A 16,182-nucleotide genomic window follows, 5' to 3' on the forward strand; every position below is an offset into this window, starting at 1 on the left:
AGCCTGCAGTCACATCAGCACATGAGCGAGCGAGCACGCACCGCGGCCCGGCCCACCGAGGAGGCGGCCGAGCCGCGAGACGACGACCGACCCGAATCGAGCGACGACCAGCCAGCCGAACCGGCCACCGGCGCCGACGCAGCCATCGCCGCCCTCACGGCCGCGGACGTGGAGCACGTCTTCGGCGTACAGGGCGGGGCCATCATGCCCGTCTACGACGCGCTGGCGAACGCCGAGGCCGGCCCGAGTCACGTCACGATGGCCCACGAGCAGGCAGCGGCCCACGCCGCCGACGCCTACGGGCAAGTGACGGGGACTCCGGGCGTCTGCATGGCCACCTCCGGCCCGGGGGCGACGAACCTCGTCACGGGCATCGCCGACGCCGACATGGACTCGGACCCGTTCGTCGCGCTGACCGGACAGGTGCCAACGGAGTTCTTGGGCAACGACGCGTTTCAGGAGACCGACACCGTCGGCGTCACCCGACCGATCACGAAGGAGAACTACTTCGCGGGCGACGCCGACCGCATCGGCGCCACCGTCAGCGAGGCAGTCGAACTCGCGGGCACGGGTCGCCCGGGCCCGACGCTTGTCGACCTGCCGAAGGACGCGACGACGACCGAGACCGACGCCGGCCCCGAACCGGGGCGGCTGCCGACCTACTACGACGCACCCGAGAAGGCCGACGAGGCGGCCGTGGAAGCGGCCGCAGAGGCGTTCGCGCGCGCCGAGCGCCCGGTCGTGCTCGCGGGCGGCGGCGTGGTGAAAGCCGACGCCGCCCCGGAACTGCGGGCGTTCGTCGACGCGTTCGACGTGCCCGTGGTGACGACGATGCCCGGCATCGGGAGCGTCCCAGAGGACCACGAGCGCTGTCTCTCGTGGGCCGGGATGCACGGCACCGGTGCCGCGAACATGGCCATCTCGCATACGGACTGCCTGTTCGCCATCGGGACGCGCTTCGACGACCGTCTGACCGGCGGCGTCGAGACGTTCGCGCCCGGCGCCGAGGTCATCCACGCCGACATCGACGCCGCCGAGATCTCGAAGAACGTCGAGGCCGACCACGCGCTGGTCGGTGACGCGGCGGCGGTGATCGAGCAGGTCCACGAGAAACTCGACTCGCGCGTTGAGGCCGCCGACACCAGCAGTGACCGCCACGCGGACTGGCGCGAGCAGTGTCGCGAGTGGGAGGCCGAGTACCCGATGACCTACGCGGCGCCGAAAGACGAGCCTGTGAAACCGCAGTTCGTCGTCGAAGTCGCCGACGAAGCGACGCCCGACGACGCCATCGTCACTACCGGCGTCGGCCAGCACCAGATGTGGGCCGCCCAGTACTGGACGTACCGCGACCCGCGCTGCTGGGTCTCCAGCCACGGGCTGGGAACGATGGGTTACGGCCTGCCCGCCGCTATCGGCGCCAAAGTCGCCGCGCCGGACCGCGAAGTGGTCTGTTTCGAGGGCGACGGATCGTTCCTGATGACGGTCCAGGAGCTCTCGGTTGCGGCCCGGGAGAATCTGGACATCACCGTCGTCGTGCTGAACAACGAGGCCATCGGGATGGTGCGCCAGTGGCAGGACGCGTTCTTCGAGGGACGGCACACCGCCTCGGAGTACGGCTGGGTCCCGGAGTTCGAACCCATCGCCGAGGCGTTCGGCGCGAAAGGGTTCACGCTGGACCACTACGACGAGGTGGCTGACACCCTCGAGGCGGCGTTCGACTACGACGGCCCCTCGGTCGTCGACGCCCAGATCGACCCGCGGGAGAACGTCTACCCGATGGTGCCAAGCGGCGGCGACAACAGCGGCTTCGCCCTCTCGGAGGAGCAGCTATGAGCCGGCGCAACGGCGAGGCCGCCGAGGCCGAAGATGCTGCCGACGCCGACGACGCCGACGACGCCGAAGACGGCGCCAACTCCCAGTTCGCCGACCCGAGCGAGCGCCGCGAGGGTCTGACTGGCCCCGGTCCAGACGACCGCCCGCGACCGGCCGAGCGACGGTCGAAACAGGGCGTCCGGATCGACCCCGAGGCCGAAGCGAGCCACCCCGCGCGCCGGACCACCATCTCGGCGCTGGTGAAACACGAACCGGGCGTGCTGGCGGAGGTTGCCGGACTCGTGAGTCGGCGCCAGTTCGACATTGACTCGCTGACCGTCGGCCCGACGACCAACCCCGAGACGGCCCGGATGACGCTGACCATCGAGGAGCCGGAGCCGGGCGTCCGGCAGGTCGAGAAGCAGTTAGAGAAGCTGGTTCCGGTGATCTCGGTCCGTGAACTGGGCCGGGACGCGGTCCGGCGAGAGCTGGCGGTCCTGAAAGTCCACGACGACCGCCCCGCCGCCGTCGAGTCCGTCGTCGAGATGTTCGACGGCGAAGTGCTCGACGCCCAGCCCGGAACCGTGACCGTCGAGGTGACGGGCAGTTCCGCGGAGGTCGACCGGGCCGTCGAGGCGTTCCAGCGCTTCGGCGTCCGGGAACTGACACGCACGGGCACGGCCGCGCTGGCCCGCGGGAACGAGTGGACTACCCACGCGGAGGAGGAGCGCTACGAGCGCCAGCGGATCGACCCGAGGACGAATCGCGCGACCGACCAATCGACGACAGAGACGGCGCCGGGAGCGCCGACAGACGATGACTGAGAACACTATCTACCACGACGACGACGCGACGCACAGCCACATCGAGGAGAAGACGGTCGCCGTACTCGGCTACGGCAGTCAGGGCCACGCCCACGCCCAGAACCTCGCCGAAAGCGGCGTCGACGTCATCGTCGGCCTGCGCGAGGGCTCGGCCTCCCGGAAAGCGGCCCGACAGGACGGCCTCACCGTCGCGACGCCCGTCGAGGCCGCGGCAGCCGCCGACGTGGTCTCCGTTCTGGTGCCGGACAACGTCCAGCCGGACGTGTACGAGGCTATCGAGCCGGAGCTGGAGGCCGGCGACACGCTCCAGTTCGCCCACGGCTTCAACATCCACTACGACCAGATCGAACCGCCCGAGGACGTGGACGTGACGATGGTCGCGCCCAAGGGTCCGGGTCACATCGTCCGCCGGCAGTACGCCGCGGGCGAGGGGACGCCCGGCCTGATCGCGGTCTACCGCGACGCCACCGGCGATGCCCACGACCAGGCGCTGGCTTACGCCGCGGCCATCGGCTGCACCCGCGCGGGCGTCATCGAGACGACGTTCCGCGAGGAGACCGAGACCGACCTGTTCGGCGAGCAGGCGGTGCTCTGTGGCGGCGTCACCGAACTGGTGAAGGCCGGCTACGAGACGCTGACCGACGCGGGCTACAGCGAGGAGATGGCCTACTTCGAGTGTCTGAACGAGCTGAAGCTGATCGTCGACCTGCTGTACGAGGGCGGCATGAGCGAGATGTGGGATTCGGTCTCCGACACCGCGGAGTACGGCGGCCTCACCCGCGGTGAAGTGGTCGTCGACGACCACACCCGCGAGCAGATGGAGACCGTGCTGGAGGAGGTCCAGAACGGGGAATTCGCCCGCGAGTGGATCACCGAGAATCAGGCCGGCCGGCCGTCCTACGGCCAGCGTCGTGACGCGGAGAAGGCCCACGACATCGAGGAGGTAGGCGAGGAGCTACGCAGCCTGTTCGCGTGGAGCGACGAGGAAGGGAACCGGGAGAAAGCAAACGCGCCGGCGGACGACTGACACAAATGAGCCGACACACCACCGACGACCGAGAGAACCGACGTGAGACCAGCCAGCGGACGATGGGCGGGGTGAACCACACCAACCCCATGACCGGCGAGACGTTCGGCGACTCGCAGGTGTTCGAGCGCGGCAAAGTCGCCGTCGTCGATGGCGGTACCTCGGACCGCCATCCCTCCGCCGACGGCGGGGAGGCTGGCGAGGCCGCAAACGGCGCCGATGAAGACGACCACGACGACGAACCGATGGGCGAGATCGACCACACGCCCCGCGAGGACGCGCCGAGCGCCGAAGCGGTGTACACTCGCGGTGAAGAGGATCCAGCCGTGGAGTCCGCCGACGTAGAGGAGGAAGACGAGGGCGCCGTATGAGCGAGGGGACGCTCTACGATGCGGTCTGGGACCGCCACCGCGTCCGACGGCTGCCGAGCGGGCAGGACCAACTGTTCGTCGGCCTCCACCTGATCCACGAGGTCACGAGCCCACAGGCGTTCGGGATGCTGCGCGAGCGCGGACTGGAGGTCGCCTATCCCGAACGGACCCACGCGACCGCCGACCACATCGTCCCGACCGACGACCGCGAGCGCCCCTACGACGACGACGCCGCGGAAGCGATGATGCAGAAGTTGGAGGAGAACGTCGAGGACGTGGGGCTCACGTTCGACCACCCCGACACTGGCCGGCAGGGAATCGTCCACGTCGTCGGGCCGGAGCAGGGGCTGACCCAGCCCGGAATGACTATCGTCTGTGGCGACTCCCACACCGCGACCCACGGCGCCTTCGGCGCGCTGGCGTTCGGTATCGGCACCTCCCAGATCCGGGACGTGCTGGCGACCGGCACCGTCGCGATGGAGAAGCAAGCAGTCCGAAGAATCGAGGTCACGGGCGAACTCGGCGAGGGCGTCACGGCGAAGGACCTGATCCTGACGATCATCGGCGAACTCGGCACCGACGGCGGTGTCGGCTACGTCTACGAGTACGGCGGCTCGGCCGTCGACGCGCTGTCGATGCCCGGCCGGATGACCATCTGCAACATGTCCATCGAGGGCGGTGCCCGCGCGGGCTACGTGAACCCCGACCAGACAACCTACGACTGGCTCCGCGACACGGACGCCTTCGAGGACAACGAGGAGCGAAGCTCCTCGAGCAGCCGGACGCAGTCCGGCGACGACCCCGAGAAGTTCGCCGAGCGCAAGGAGTACTGGGAGTCGATCCGCTCGGGCGACGACGCGACGTACGACGACGTTGTCACCATCGACGGCTCGGCCATCGAGCCGACAGTCACCTGGGGTACCACGCCCGGACAGACCGTCGGCATCTCCGAGCCAGTCCCGCACCCGGACGACTTGGCGCCGGAGGACCGCGCTGTCGCCGAGCGCGCACAGGAGCACATGGGCGTCGAACCAGGGGAGCCGATGGACGGCTACCCCGTCGACGTGGCGTTCCTCGGCTCCTGTACGAACGCGCGGCTCTCGGACCTGCGCGCGGCCGCAGAGGTCGTCGAGGGCCGCGAGGTCGCCGACGACGTGCGAGGGCTCGTCGTTCCCGGCAGCCAGCGCGTGAAAGCCGCCGCGGAGCGGGAAGGACTGGACGAAACCTTCCGCGACGCCGGCTTCGAGTGGCGCGGTGCGGGCTGCTCGATGTGCTTGGGGATGAACGACGACCAGCTCGTCGGCGACGAGGTCTGTGCCTCCTCCTCGAACCGGAACTTCGTCGGCCGGCAAGGCAGCGCCGAGGGGAAGACGGTGCTGATGAGCCCCGAGATGGTCGCCGCCGCCGCGGTGACGGGCGAGGTGACCGACGTGCGCGAACTGGACGCGGCCCCGGAGGTGGCGCGATGAGCGCCGACGACGGCCCCGTCGACGTACCGGCTATCGAGACGGTTCGCGGTGCCGGTATCCCCGTCCGCGGCAACGACATCGACACGGACCAGATCATCCCCGCGCGGTTCCTGAAGGTGCTCACCTTCGAGGGACTGGGAGAGTTCGCCTTTTTCGATCAGCGCTACGAGACGGCTGGCCCGGACGGCGAGGGCGGGCAGGTCGCGGAGAACCCCACCGACCACCCGTTCAACGACGAGCGCTTCCGGGACGCGAACGTGCTCGTGGTCAACGCCAACTTCGGCTGTGGCTCCTCCCGTGAGCACGCCCCACAGGCCCTCCAGCGCTGGGGCATCGACGCTATCGTCGGCGAGTCGTTCGCGGAGATCTTCGCGGGTAACTGTCTCGCGCTGGGGATCCCGACGATCACCGCCGACAGCGAAGCGGTCGAGGCGCTGCAGGATCACGTCGACGAGCATCCGGACACCGAGATCACCGTCGACGTGGGCGACGAGCAGGTCCGATACGACGGCACGGAAATCGACGCCGCGGTCGACTCGGCCCAGCGCCAGTCGCTCGTGGCCGGCGAGTGGGACACCACCGCGCTGCTCGGCGCCAACCCCGAGGAGGTCGCCGCGACGGCAGAATCCCTCCCCTACACCGAGCTATGACGGCGGAGATCGCGGTCGTTCCCGGCGACGGGATCGGCCAGGAGGTCGTCCCCGCGGCGGTGCGGGTGCTGGAGGCGGTGGATCCCGGGTTCTCGTTCGTCGAAGCCGATGCCGGTGACGCCATCGCCGAGGCGCAGGGGACGCCGCTCCCCGAATCGACGGTTGAGACCGTTCAGGCGGCGGATGCGACGCTGTTCGGCGCCGCGGGCGAGTCAGCCGCCGACGTGATCCTGCCGCTCCGTGAAGCGGTGGGGAGTTTCGCGAACGTTCGGCCCGCGCGGGCATACCCGGGCGTCGATGCACTCCGACCCGAGACGGATCTCGTGTTCGTTCGGGAGAACACCGAGGGCGTCTACTCGGGCATCGAGAGCGACCTCGGCGAGGGTGTGACGACGCTCACTCGCGTCGTCACCGAGTCGGCCTCCCGGCGGATCGCGGAGTTCGGCTTCGACTACGCCGCCGAGCGCGGCGCCGACGTGACCGTCGCGCACAAGGCGAACGTGATGCGGGTCACCGACGGGACGTTCCTCGACTCGGTCGACGCCGTCGCCGACGAGCGCGGTGCCGACTACGACACGGAACTGATGGACGCGCTGGCGACGAAACTCGCGCTCGACCCCGAGCAGTACGACGTGATCGTCTGTCCGAACCTCGCTGGCGACGTGCTCTCGGATCTCGCCGCGGGGCTGGTCGGCGGCCTCGGCCTGCTCCCCTCGGCGAACGTCGGCGCCGAGAACGGCCTGTTCGAGCCAGTTCACGGCACCGCGCCGGACATCGCCGGCGAGGGCGTCGCCAACCCCACCGCGGCCATCCTGAGCGCCGCGATGCTGCTGGAGCACTTGGGCCACGACGAATCGGCGAAAGGGGTGCGCGCTGCGGTCGAGGGCGTGCTCGAAGACGGCCCGCGAACGCCGGATCTCGGTGGCTCGGCGACGACCAGCGAGGTCGCCGACGCCGTGATTTCCCGGCTCTAAGCCGACTCCGTTTCCAGTTTCTCGATCCTGGTCGCGAGCGTCAGGAACGTCGCCGTCACCGTGAGCGTCACTGCACCCGCGGCCGCGAGGCTGTGGATCTCCGTCGGGTGCGTGAGAAAGCCGTCGACGCCGAGGGTCTGACCGGGGATGAGCGTGTGGTGGGGCGTGCCCACCAGCGGGACGAAGTAGTCCACGAGGTCGTTCAGGCCGTACCAGAGTAGTGCGACGCCGACCGCGCGGACCGGGAACTCCGAGATCCGGTGGAGGACGAACGCCTGCACCACCATCGCGAGGTGGCTGAACAGGAGGAAGAGGTACATCGGCAGCGGCGTCGTCGCGAGGAAGTTCTCCGAGAAGACCGTCAGGACGAACGGCGTCCAGAAGCCGAGTTTCCAGCAGCCGAAGAAGGCCAGTGCGTTCAGGTACTCGCTGGAGCGATCCAGCGCCCACGCCCCCAGCGCGAGCGCGATGAACAGCGTCGCCACGGGGCTGTCGGGGATCAGCGGCCAGAGAATCGCTGGCTCCATCGCGAACTGGCCGGTGATCAGCGGGTCCGAGAGCGGGATCGGGTGGAAGCCGTAGTACCAGAAGCCAAAGACGGTGCCCACGAGGTTGGTGAGGACGACGAGCCACACCGCCCGGAGGCCGAAATCCTCGACGGCCCGCGGGAGAGGGGCGAGCCAGCGCGCGAGCGCGTCGCGGTCGGGCAGGCGCGAGCGGGGGAGCAAGCCCGGCAGGGTCATGGGTTTTGGCAGCAGCGGGGAGGGCAAAGGGCTGCCGGTGGCGGTGCGCGATTGATTTTGGGGTGCCGACGGATGGCGAACCAGCCGGCAGGGAGGGACTGAAAGGGGCTTTCACGGTGTTGCTGTTCACGGAACTGTCGCAGTAGTGGAAGAGGAATCCCGGCCGAACGGGCCGAAGCCACCTCCCTTAAGACCCGTCCGCTGCAAGGGCGCGTATGGACGAAGTGGACGACATCGAGGAGCTCAAACGGGGCACCGACCTCGTGAAGCGCGGCTTCGCGAAGATGCAGAAAGGCGGCGTCATCATGGACGTCGTGAACCGCGAGCAGGCCCGGATCGCCGAGGACGCCGGCGCCGTCGCGGTGATGCACCTCGAAGCCGTCCCGGCGGACATCCGCAAGCGCGGCGGCGTCGCGCGGATGGCCAACCCCGGCGAGATCGCCGAGGTCACCGACGAAGTCTCCATCCCGGTGATGGGGAAGGTCCGGATCGGCCACCACAAGGAAGCCGAGATCATGCAGGCCGCGGGCGCGGACATGGTCGACGAGAGCGAGGTGCTCACCCCGGCGGAAGAGGAGTACCACATCGACAAGCGCGACTTCACCGCGCCGTTCGTTTGTGGCGCGCGCAACCTCGGCGAGGCGCTCCGGCGCATCGACGAGGGCGCGGCGATGATCCGGACCAAGGGCGAGGCCGGCACCGGCGACGTGAACCAGGCGGTCCACCACCAGCGCAACATCAAGAGCGCGATCCGGAAGCTCTCGGGCATGAACTACGAGGAACGCGAGATGTGGGCCCGCGAGAACGAGGCGCCCCGCGAACTGGTCCACGAGACGGCGGATCTCGGCCGGCTTCCGGTCGTCAACTTCGCGGCCGGCGGCATCGCGACGCCCGCCGACGCCGCGCTGATGATGTATCACGGCTGTGACGGCATCTTCGTGGGATCGGGGATCTTCGGCGCAGAGAACCCCGAGAAGATGGGCTCGGCTATCGTCGAAGCGGTCAACAACTGGGACGACCCCGAAGCGCTGATGGAGATCGCCTCCGATGTCGGCGGCGGCATGAAGGGCGACGCGAACGTCGACCTGCCCGAGGAAGAGAAGCTCCAGGGCCGCGGCAACTAACCCGGCGACTCGGCGGTGTTTTTTCGGCTCGGCTCCCGGACGATTTGGTGCGCTATCGCTAGCCGGGGATGGCTGATCACGGGGAGAAACCGGCTACAGTTCGACGCCCGGGGGGATCAGGCTCTCCTCGCGGAGGAACTCGCCGTCGGCGTCGTAGACGAGGAACGTTCCCTTCTCGTACTCGACCAACTGCTCACCCTCGATGGAGACGATCACGCGGTAGCCGCCGCCCTCGTCTGTCTCGCCGAACGCTCGGGCGGCGTCGATGAACCGGAGCACGTCGTCGGCCGCCTCGTTGAGTTCGAGCACGTACTCCCCGGTCACGCGGTTGGTGACGGCGACGACGCCCGGCGTCGGCCCGTCGCCGTCGCGTGGCTCCTGCAGGCGGAACGCGACATCGACGTCCTCGCCCGCGAGCAGGTCGCCGTCGGCGTCGCTGAGGCGCTCCCGGAGCATCTCGGCCGGGCCGCTGAACTCGATTTCGACCAGCGGCTGGGCGGGCGTCCCCCCCTCCGTCGCCCGATCGACGTTCGTCACGTCAAGTTCGAAGTAGTCACGCCTCATTCGATGCTGAAGGGTTAGCGATGGGAACCTAAAACCGTGACGCCCGTCCGCGGTGATGTCGGCGGGCTTCGACACCCCGTCACCCCCGCACAGTGCGCACATATTTATGGTGGGCCCGCTGGTACCTCAGACAACTACTGCATGTCCGGGGAACGCACCGAGGGGTCCGGCGTCGAGGACACGCTATCGGCGCTCAAGCGACGGATCTCCCGAACCGTGGAGATGCTTCGAGGCTCGGAGCTGGAGCTCCGCCCGTTCCGCCCCGGCGAGGACGGCCCGCTGGCCTCTTTCGACGTGCCGCCGGGCCACGAAGAGGTCGACCGCTACTGGGTGAACGCGCCCTACGCCTACGTCGTCATCACCTACGACCCGGAGGCGAGCGAGCACCAGTACCACGCGGTCGAACCCGACCTCGACGAGTTCGAGACGCTGCTGCTCCGGCGGATCGTCGAGGACATCCGCGACCCGCTGCTCTACCGCGCGGCCCGGACCGAGGCCGACGAGGAGACGCTGCGCGAGGAGCTTTCGGGCCTGCTCGAACAGTACGGCGTCGAGGCCGAGATGGACACGTTCTACTCGCTACTGTACTACCTGGTCCGGGACTTTCGGGGGTACGGGAAGGTCGATCCGCTGCTCAACGATCGCCACATCGAGGACATCTCGTGTGACGGCTACGACCTCCCGATCTTCGTCTACCACGACGACTACACCGACATCGAGACGAACGTCATCTTCGAGGAGGAGGCGCTTGACAACTACGTCATCCGACTCGCCCAGCAGTCCGGGCGCCACATATCCGTCGGCGACCCCATCGTCGAGACGACGCTGCCCGACGGCTCCCGCGCGGAGTTGGCGCTGGGCGAGGAGGTCACTCCCCGGGGCTCGGCGTTCACTATCCGCCAGTACGCCGAGGAGCCGTTCACCCCTATCGACCTGATCAACTACGAGACGTTCACTATCGGCCAGATGGCGTACTTCTGGCTCTGCATCGAGCACAACAAGAGCCTCATCTTCGCCGGCGGCACCGCCTCGGGGAAGACCACGTCGATGAACGCCGTCTCGATGTTCATCCCGCCGCGGGCGAAGGTGCTCACAATCGAGGACACCCGCGAACTCTCGCTGTATCACGACAACTGGCTCTCCTCGATCACCCGGGAACGGCTGGACGAGGGGACCGATATCGACATGTACGACCTGCTGCGCTCCGCGCTGCGCCACCGGCCGGAGTACATCGTCGTCGGCGAGGTGCGCGGGGCGGAGGCGGTGACGCTGTTCCAAGCGATGAACACCGGCCACACGACGTTCTCGACGATGCACGCCGACTCCATCGAGACGGTGATCAATCGGCTGGAGAACGAACCGATCAACGTCCCGCGCGCTATGGTCCAGAGCCTCGACATGATCTCGATCCAGGTGCTGACCCGGAAGGGCGAGGAGCGCGTGCGCCGGGCCAAGACCATCGGCGAGATCGGCGGTATCGACCAGCGCACCGGCGAACTCGACTACTCCTCGGCGTTCCGGTGGGACGCCGAGTCCGACACCGTCAGGCGACAGGACTCGGACCTGCTCGACGAGATTCAGGACGAACGCGGCTGGGGCCGGTCCGAACTGCTCCAGGAGATCCGCAACCGCGAGCGGTTCCTCGAGTTCCTCCAGAAGCGCGGCATCACCGACTACCGGGCGTTCACCGCGCTGATCAACGAGTACTACGCCCACCCCGAGCGCGTGATGGAACGTGTCGAGGCCGCCGACATCGACCTCTCGGCGGGCGAGGAACTCGCCGACGCGGTGGAGTAGCGATGCTCTGGGCGCTGCCGCTGCTGCTGGCCGTCGCGATCCTGCTCCCCCTCGGAATCGAGCGGTTCAGCCGACGGCCACGACTGCTGGTCTCCCGAACCGCGCTCTCGCTGTTCGGCGACTACGTCGCCAACGAGAGCCCGCGCAAGCAGGACCAGCAGTCACGGCTGCGGGCTGCCCACGTCGAGATCACCCACCGTGTTTACGCTGCCCGGACGCTGCTGTACAGCCTGCTGTTCGGCCTGAGCGGGAGCATCGTCGGCGTCTACGCCGCCGCAGCGCTGCTCTGGCTGCTCCGGATCAGCGGCGACGCTGTCCGGGCAAGCCTCCCGCCCGCACTCGCCTTCCTCGCGGATCTCACCCGGGTCACCCAGCTCTCCGTTTCGGAGCTGTTCGTGCTGCTGTTCGTCTCCAGTGCGACGGTCGGTACCTTACTCGCCTTGGGCACCTACTACGTCCGGTGGGCGCTGTTGGAGGAGCGCGCCGACCGCCGTGCCGGCCAGATCGAGGCGACCCAGCCTCGGACTATCGCGTTCATCTACGCGCTCTCGCGCTCGGGGATGGCGTTCCCGGCGATCCTTGATACGCTGACCCGGAACCGCGACGTGTACGGCGAGGCGGCCGTCGAGATCGGCGTCGCCGTCCGGGACATGAACACGTTCGGCACCGACGTACTGAGCGCGCTCGACCGGATGGCCAACCGCACCCCCGGTTCGAGCCTCGAGGAGTTCGGCGAGAACCTCGCCTCGGTGCTGGGGTCGGGCCAGTCGCTCTCGAACTTCCTCAAGGACCAGTACGACCGCTATCAGGAGCAGGCCGAGGCCCAGCAGCGCCAGTATCTCGATCTGCTGTCGACGTTCGCCGAGGCGTACGTGACGGTGTTCGTCGCGGGCCCGCTCTTTTTCATCACCATCCTCGTCGTCATCGGCCTCGTCCTGCAGGACACGCTGGGGCTACTACGCGCGGTCGTCTACCTCGGCGTCCCGCTGGCGAGCCTGCTGTTTATCGGCTATATCAGCAGCACGACCAGCCGGGTCAGCGGCACACTGGGCGGCGAGCGCGAGGTGATCCCGGAAGTCGGCATTAGCGGCATCACGGACGTAGAAACCGAGGTGCTCCCCGATGGTGGGGTCGGTGCCGTCGACGACGACTGGGCCGTGAGCCGCGAGCGCCTGAACGCGTACGTCCAGTTCGAGTCGACGCTCGGCTGGCTCCGAAGCCCCGGGCAGACGGTGCTGCGGAACCCCGAGTACAGCTTCTTCCTCACCGTCCCGCTCGGCCTCTGGTGGATCGGGATGCGCTCGGGGGCGGTCCCGCTCTCGCCGTTGGCGGCGCTCCGGACCGTCGACACGCCGGTCGTCGAGGCGATCCTGTTCGGCGCGGCCGTGTTCGCGCTGCTGTACGAGATCAACAAGCGCCGAGTACGGGCAATCGAGCGGGTGATCCCGGACTTCCTCGAACGACTCGCAAGCATCAACGACGCCGGCGTGAGCGTCGTCCAGAGTTTGGAGCGACTCACCCGCTCGGATCTGGACGCGCTGAGCCCCGAACTCCAGCGGGCGTGGGAGGACGTGCGCTGGGGCGCCGACGTGCGCGCCGCGTTCCGACGGATGGAGCGCCGGATCGATTCGCCGATGATGACCCGCGCGACGGTGCTGGTCACCAACGCGATGACCGCCAGCGGCGAGATCGCGCCCGTCCTCGAAATCGCGGCCGACGAGGCCCGTGCGAGCCGACGGCTCCAGCGCGAGCGCCGTCAGGAGATGCTAACCTACCTGATGGTCATCTACATCTCCTTTTTCGTGTTCATCGGCATCGTGTTCGCGCTCTCCTCGTCGTTCATCCCGGCCATCGAGAGCGCGAATCTCGGCGCCAGCGGGGGCGGGAACCTTCCAGGCGGCGTCACCAGCGGCGTGTTCAGCGGCCTCGGGAGCGTCAACACCCACGCGTACACGCTGATCTTCTTCCACGCCGCGGTGATGCAGGCGGTGTTCTCGGGCCTCGTCGCCGGCCAACTCGGCGAGGGGTCGCTCGCCGACGGCGCGAAACACGTCGTCGTCCTGCTGACTCTGACCGTAATCGCGTTCATCTTCCTGTAGCCCGCCCTCACCCCGACCATGTCCCATGCCGGCCACACCTACGACCGCATCGCCGCCCACTTCTCGAAGACCCGCGAGTACGCCTGGCCCGAGATCGAGTCGTTCCTCGAGGACCGAACGGGCGAGATCGGGCTGGATCTGGGTTGTGGCAACGGCCGCCACGCGGAGGTGCTCGCCGACCACGCCGACCGCGTCGTCGGTGTCGACGCCAGCACGGGACTGCTTGCGGAAGCCGCGGCCCGGGCCACAGAGCGCGGCTTCGACGCCGACCTCGTCGCCGGCGACGCCGCCGAAATCCCGCTGCAAACTGATACGGTCGATCTGGGGGTGTACATCGCCACACTCCACCATCTCCGGCCCCGGGAGCGTCGCCTCGCCAGCCTCGACGAACTGGCTCGCGTGCTCGCACCGGGGGGCCGCGCGCTGGTGAGCGCGTGGAGCACCGAACACAGCCGGTTCGAGGACGGGGAGACCGACGGTTCGGGGCTCGATACCGAGGTCGACTGGACGCTTCCCGGCGGCGAGACGGTCGGGCGTTTCTACCACGTCTACGACCCCGCGGAGTTCGAGGCGGATATCGAGGCGAGCGATCTGGAACTGCTGGAGTGGGAGCTTTCGAGCGGGAACTGCTACGCGGTCGTCGGCACCGAGTAGGCGCCCCTGCCGTCGTCCTTTTCAGTCGTTCGCGCCTATCGCCGGCAAATGGACGCCGCTATCGTGACCGTCGGCGACGAACTGCTCACTGGCGACACCGAGAACACCAACGCGACGTGGCTCTGTGCCCGCCTCGACGACCGGGGCGTCGACGTGGAGCGGGTCACCACCCTCCCGGACCGCGTCGCCGACATCGCCCGCGTCGTGAACGAGTACCACGCCGAGTACGACGCGGTCGTCGTCACCGGCGGATTGGGGCCGACCCACGACGACGTGACGATGGCGGGCGTCGCCGCGGCGTTCGGGCGCGACGTGGAACTGAACGACGAAGCCGTCGCGTGGCTGGAAGAGGAGGGCGGCTACGCGGCCGACGACCTCGCGACGGGCACCGCAGAACTCCCCGTCGGCGCCCGAGCGCTGCACAACGCCGAGGGCGTGGCGCCGGGCGCCGTCGTGGAGTCCTGCTACGTGCTCCCCGGGGTGCCCGGCGAGATGAAGGTCATGTTCGCCGGCGTCGCCGAGGAGTTCACAGGCGAACAGACCTACAGTGAGACCGTCGAGACGAGCGAACCGGAGAGCGCGCTACTGGATCGGCTTTCGGAGGTGCAGGATCGGTTCGACGCCTCTGTCGGCTCCTACCCCGGTGAGACAGTCCGGCTGAAAGTGACCGCAACGGAGCCCGCCGAAGCCCGCCGGGCGGCCGACTGGCTGGCCGAGCGAGTCGAGAGCGTCGCGGCGTAGCTACCGGTAGAACGCCAGCGTCCACGCCGCCGTGAGACCGATAGCGAGCACCAGCGCGACGCCGCCGGTCACTGCGGGATCGAGCGAGACGCCTTCGACGGAGGTCTGAAGCATACGCCGGCGTTGGGCCGACCGGCGCTTAGCTCTGGTGGTCCACGGTATCGGCGCCATTTCCGGATCAGCCGTCGCCGCGTCCGCGGTCGTTTTCCGCTCGCCCCGCCAAGGGTGGGTATGCACGTAGGCTTCGTCCTCAACCCCATCGCGGGCATGGGTGGCCGCGTCGGGCTGAAGGGGACCGACGAGAAGGTCACCGAGGCCCGCGAACGCGGCGCCGAACCCCGCGCCCCCCAGCGCGCCGAGCGCGCGCTCGCGGAACTCGCCGAGCGACGCCCGGATGCCGAGGTTTCGACGTGGGGCGACCCGATGGGCGAGCAGGAAGCCCGCGCGGCGGGCTACGACCCTGACGTTCTCGGCGCGCCGGCGGGGGAGGAGACTGGCTCCGAGGATACCCAAGCGGCCGTCTCCACGTTCGTCGACGCGGGCGTGGATCTGGTCCTGTTCGTCGGCGGCGACGGGACGGCGGCGGACGTGGCCGAAGCCCTCGAAGGAACGGACACGCCGATGCTCGGGATTCCCGCGGGCGTGAAGGTCTACTCCTCGGTATTCGCCGTCTCGCCGGAGGACGCCGCCTACATCGTTGCCTCCTACGAGCGCACGGAGCGCCGCGAGGTGATGGACATCGACGAGGACGAGTACCGAGAAGGTGAGGTGAACCCCGAACTCCGCGCCGTCGCGCAGGTGCCCGTCGCCGAGGCGATGCAGTCCTCCAAGCAGTTAGGCGGGGGGACCGTCGAGGCGCTCGCGGAGGGTGTCGCGAACGACATCCGGGCCGAGCCGGGGAAAACGTACGTGCTCGGGCCCGGATCGACGGTCGGGACGGTCAAGGCGGAACTCGACTTCGAGGGATCGTCAATCGGCGTCGATATCTGGCGCGACGGCGAGGTGATCGTGAAAGACGCCACCGAGGAGGAGATCCTCGACGAACTGGGCGAGGAGAACGTCATCGTCGTCTCGCCCATCGGCGGGCAGGGGTTCGTGTTCGGCCGCGGGAACCCACAGCTCTCGCCGGCCGTGATCCGGCAGTGTGACGTGACTATCGTCGCCTCGCGGGCGAAGTTGGACGGCGTGAGCGTGCTGCGCGCCGATACCGACGACCCCGAACTCGACGAGGGGCTACAGGGCTGGTGGAAAGTTCGGGTCGGGAAGTTCGAGACCCGGATGATGAAGTTGGTCTGAGCCAGCAACGGTCGGGTAGACACAACCACGGCATGGG

General features: G+C 68.6%; 15 protein-coding genes. 13 read left to right on the top strand and 2 right to left on the bottom strand.

Annotation, left to right across the window (positions count from 1 at the left end):
* Nucleotides 1–21 precede the first annotated feature (21 nt).
* The 7 genes from ilvB to J2753_RS08660 are packed head-to-tail and all read left to right on the top strand — an operon-like array spanning nt 22 to nt 7,127.
* Nucleotides 22–1,833: a biosynthetic-type acetolactate synthase large subunit gene (ilvB, locus tag J2753_RS08630; protein ID WP_209491530.1), complete on the top strand. Its 1,812-nt coding sequence runs from the start codon at nt 22–24 to the stop codon at nt 1,831–1,833.
* Nucleotides 1,830–2,636 carry an acetolactate synthase small subunit gene (gene ilvN, locus J2753_RS08635; protein WP_209491531.1) on the top strand — a complete coding sequence of 269 codons (807 nt, stop codon included), beginning with the start codon at nt 1,830–1,832 and terminating at the stop codon, nt 2,634–2,636. The genes ilvB and ilvN overlap by 4 nt, the downstream gene beginning before the upstream one ends.
* A complete protein-coding gene (gene ilvC / locus J2753_RS08640; protein WP_209491532.1) occupies nt 2,629–3,663 on the top strand; it encodes a ketol-acid reductoisomerase in 1,035 nt (344 codons plus the stop codon). The genes ilvN and ilvC overlap by 8 nt, the downstream gene beginning before the upstream one ends.
* A gap of 5 nt (nt 3,664–3,668) precedes the next feature.
* Nucleotides 3,669–4,034, top strand: coding sequence for a hypothetical protein (locus J2753_RS08645; RefSeq protein WP_245334547.1), 366 nt, complete (start codon nt 3,669–3,671; stop codon nt 4,032–4,034).
* The gene (leuC, locus tag J2753_RS08650; protein WP_209491533.1) at nt 4,031–5,503 is read left to right on the top strand and encodes a 3-isopropylmalate dehydratase large subunit; all 1,473 of its coding nucleotides are present in this window, start codon (nt 4,031–4,033) and stop codon (nt 5,501–5,503) included. The genes J2753_RS08645 and leuC overlap by 4 nt, the downstream gene beginning before the upstream one ends.
* Nucleotides 5,500–6,153, top strand: a complete 654-nt coding sequence (gene leuD / locus J2753_RS08655) for a 3-isopropylmalate dehydratase small subunit (protein WP_209491534.1) — start codon at nt 5,500–5,502, stop codon at nt 6,151–6,153. The genes leuC and leuD overlap by 4 nt, the downstream gene beginning before the upstream one ends.
* Nucleotides 6,150–7,127: an isocitrate/isopropylmalate dehydrogenase family protein gene (locus J2753_RS08660; protein WP_209491535.1), complete on the top strand. Its 978-nt coding sequence runs from the start codon at nt 6,150–6,152 to the stop codon at nt 7,125–7,127. Before leuD ends, J2753_RS08660 begins: the two co-directional genes overlap by 4 nt.
* On the opposite strand, the gene J2753_RS08665 is transcribed toward J2753_RS08660, so the two are convergent.
* On the bottom strand, nt 7,124–7,870 hold the full coding sequence (locus J2753_RS08665; RefSeq protein ID WP_209491536.1) for a DUF1405 domain-containing protein: 747 nt from the start codon (nt 7,868–7,870) through the stop codon (nt 7,124–7,126). The two genes, J2753_RS08660 and J2753_RS08665, sit on opposite strands and share 4 nt — an antisense overlap.
* 215 nt (nt 7,871–8,085) lie before the next feature.
* Here J2753_RS08665 and pdxS point away from each other — a divergent pair, with 215 nt between their 5' ends.
* Nucleotides 8,086–8,994 (top strand): pyridoxal 5'-phosphate synthase lyase subunit PdxS, encoded by a 909-nt coding sequence (gene pdxS / locus J2753_RS08670; protein WP_209491537.1) that lies wholly within the window; start codon nt 8,086–8,088, stop codon nt 8,992–8,994.
* Nucleotides 8,995–9,087: 93 nt separating this feature from the next.
* Here the strand turns inward: pdxS and J2753_RS08675 are convergent, their stop codons facing one another.
* The gene (locus J2753_RS08675) at nt 9,088–9,558 is read right to left on the bottom strand and encodes a DUF5793 family protein (RefSeq protein ID WP_209491538.1); all 471 of its coding nucleotides are present in this window, start codon (nt 9,556–9,558) and stop codon (nt 9,088–9,090) included.
* A 141-nt stretch (nt 9,559–9,699) separates the two neighbouring features.
* On the opposite strand from J2753_RS08675, the gene J2753_RS08680 reads away from it, so the two are divergent.
* The 5 genes from J2753_RS08680 to J2753_RS08700 all read left to right on the top strand — a co-directional run bounded on the left by J2753_RS08680 (nt 9,700) and on the right by J2753_RS08700 (nt 16,145).
* Entirely contained in the window at nt 9,700–11,355 is a 1,656-nt protein-coding gene (locus J2753_RS08680) for a type II/IV secretion system ATPase subunit (RefSeq protein ID WP_209491539.1), read from the top strand.
* 2 nt (nt 11,356–11,357) lie between these two features.
* Nucleotides 11,358–13,454, top strand: a complete 2,097-nt coding sequence (locus tag J2753_RS08685; protein ID WP_209491540.1) for a type II secretion system F family protein — start codon at nt 11,358–11,360, stop codon at nt 13,452–13,454.
* Between the two features lie 18 nt (nt 13,455–13,472).
* A complete protein-coding gene (locus tag J2753_RS08690) occupies nt 13,473–14,108 on the top strand; it encodes a class I SAM-dependent methyltransferase (protein ID WP_209491541.1) in 636 nt (211 codons plus the stop codon).
* A gap of 48 nt (nt 14,109–14,156) precedes the next feature.
* Nucleotides 14,157–14,849 carry a competence/damage-inducible protein A gene (locus J2753_RS08695; protein ID WP_209491542.1) on the top strand — a complete coding sequence of 231 codons (693 nt, stop codon included), beginning with the start codon at nt 14,157–14,159 and terminating at the stop codon, nt 14,847–14,849.
* A 231-nt stretch (nt 14,850–15,080) separates the two neighbouring features.
* Nucleotides 15,081–16,145: an ATP-NAD kinase family protein gene (locus J2753_RS08700; RefSeq protein ID WP_209491543.1), complete on the top strand. Its 1,065-nt coding sequence runs from the start codon at nt 15,081–15,083 to the stop codon at nt 16,143–16,145.
* The last annotated feature ends 37 nt before the right edge of the window (nt 16,146–16,182 follow it).

The sequence above is a fragment of the Halolamina salifodinae genome, assembly GCF_017874235.1.
Lineage (GTDB): Archaea > Halobacteriota > Halobacteria > Halobacteriales > Haloferacaceae > Halolamina > Halolamina salifodinae.

Coding starts and splice junctions, on each gene's coding strand:
- ilvB (WP_209491530.1), top strand. CDS start 22: ATGAGCGAGCGAGCACGCACCGCGGCCCGGCCCACCGAGGAGGCGGCC.
- ilvN (WP_209491531.1), top strand. CDS start 1,830: ATGAGCCGGCGCAACGGCGAGGCCGCCGAGGCCGAAGATGCTGCCGAC.
- ilvC (WP_209491532.1), top strand. CDS start 2,629: ATGACTGAGAACACTATCTACCACGACGACGACGCGACGCACAGCCAC.
- J2753_RS08645 (WP_245334547.1), top strand. CDS start 3,669: ATGAGCCGACACACCACCGACGACCGAGAGAACCGACGTGAGACCAGC.
- leuC (WP_209491533.1), top strand. CDS start 4,031: ATGAGCGAGGGGACGCTCTACGATGCGGTCTGGGACCGCCACCGCGTC.
- leuD (WP_209491534.1), top strand. CDS start 5,500: ATGAGCGCCGACGACGGCCCCGTCGACGTACCGGCTATCGAGACGGTT.
- J2753_RS08660 (WP_209491535.1), top strand. CDS start 6,150: ATGACGGCGGAGATCGCGGTCGTTCCCGGCGACGGGATCGGCCAGGAG.
- J2753_RS08665 (WP_209491536.1), bottom strand. CDS start 7,870: ATGACCCTGCCGGGCTTGCTCCCCCGCTCGCGCCTGCCCGACCGCGAC.
- pdxS (WP_209491537.1), top strand. CDS start 8,086: ATGGACGAAGTGGACGACATCGAGGAGCTCAAACGGGGCACCGACCTC.
- J2753_RS08675 (WP_209491538.1), bottom strand. CDS start 9,558: ATGAGGCGTGACTACTTCGAACTTGACGTGACGAACGTCGATCGGGCG.
- J2753_RS08680 (WP_209491539.1), top strand. CDS start 9,700: ATGTCCGGGGAACGCACCGAGGGGTCCGGCGTCGAGGACACGCTATCG.
- J2753_RS08685 (WP_209491540.1), top strand. CDS start 11,358: ATGCTCTGGGCGCTGCCGCTGCTGCTGGCCGTCGCGATCCTGCTCCCC.
- J2753_RS08690 (WP_209491541.1), top strand. CDS start 13,473: ATGTCCCATGCCGGCCACACCTACGACCGCATCGCCGCCCACTTCTCG.
- J2753_RS08695 (WP_209491542.1), top strand. CDS start 14,157: ATGGACGCCGCTATCGTGACCGTCGGCGACGAACTGCTCACTGGCGAC.
- J2753_RS08700 (WP_209491543.1), top strand. CDS start 15,081: ATGCACGTAGGCTTCGTCCTCAACCCCATCGCGGGCATGGGTGGCCGC.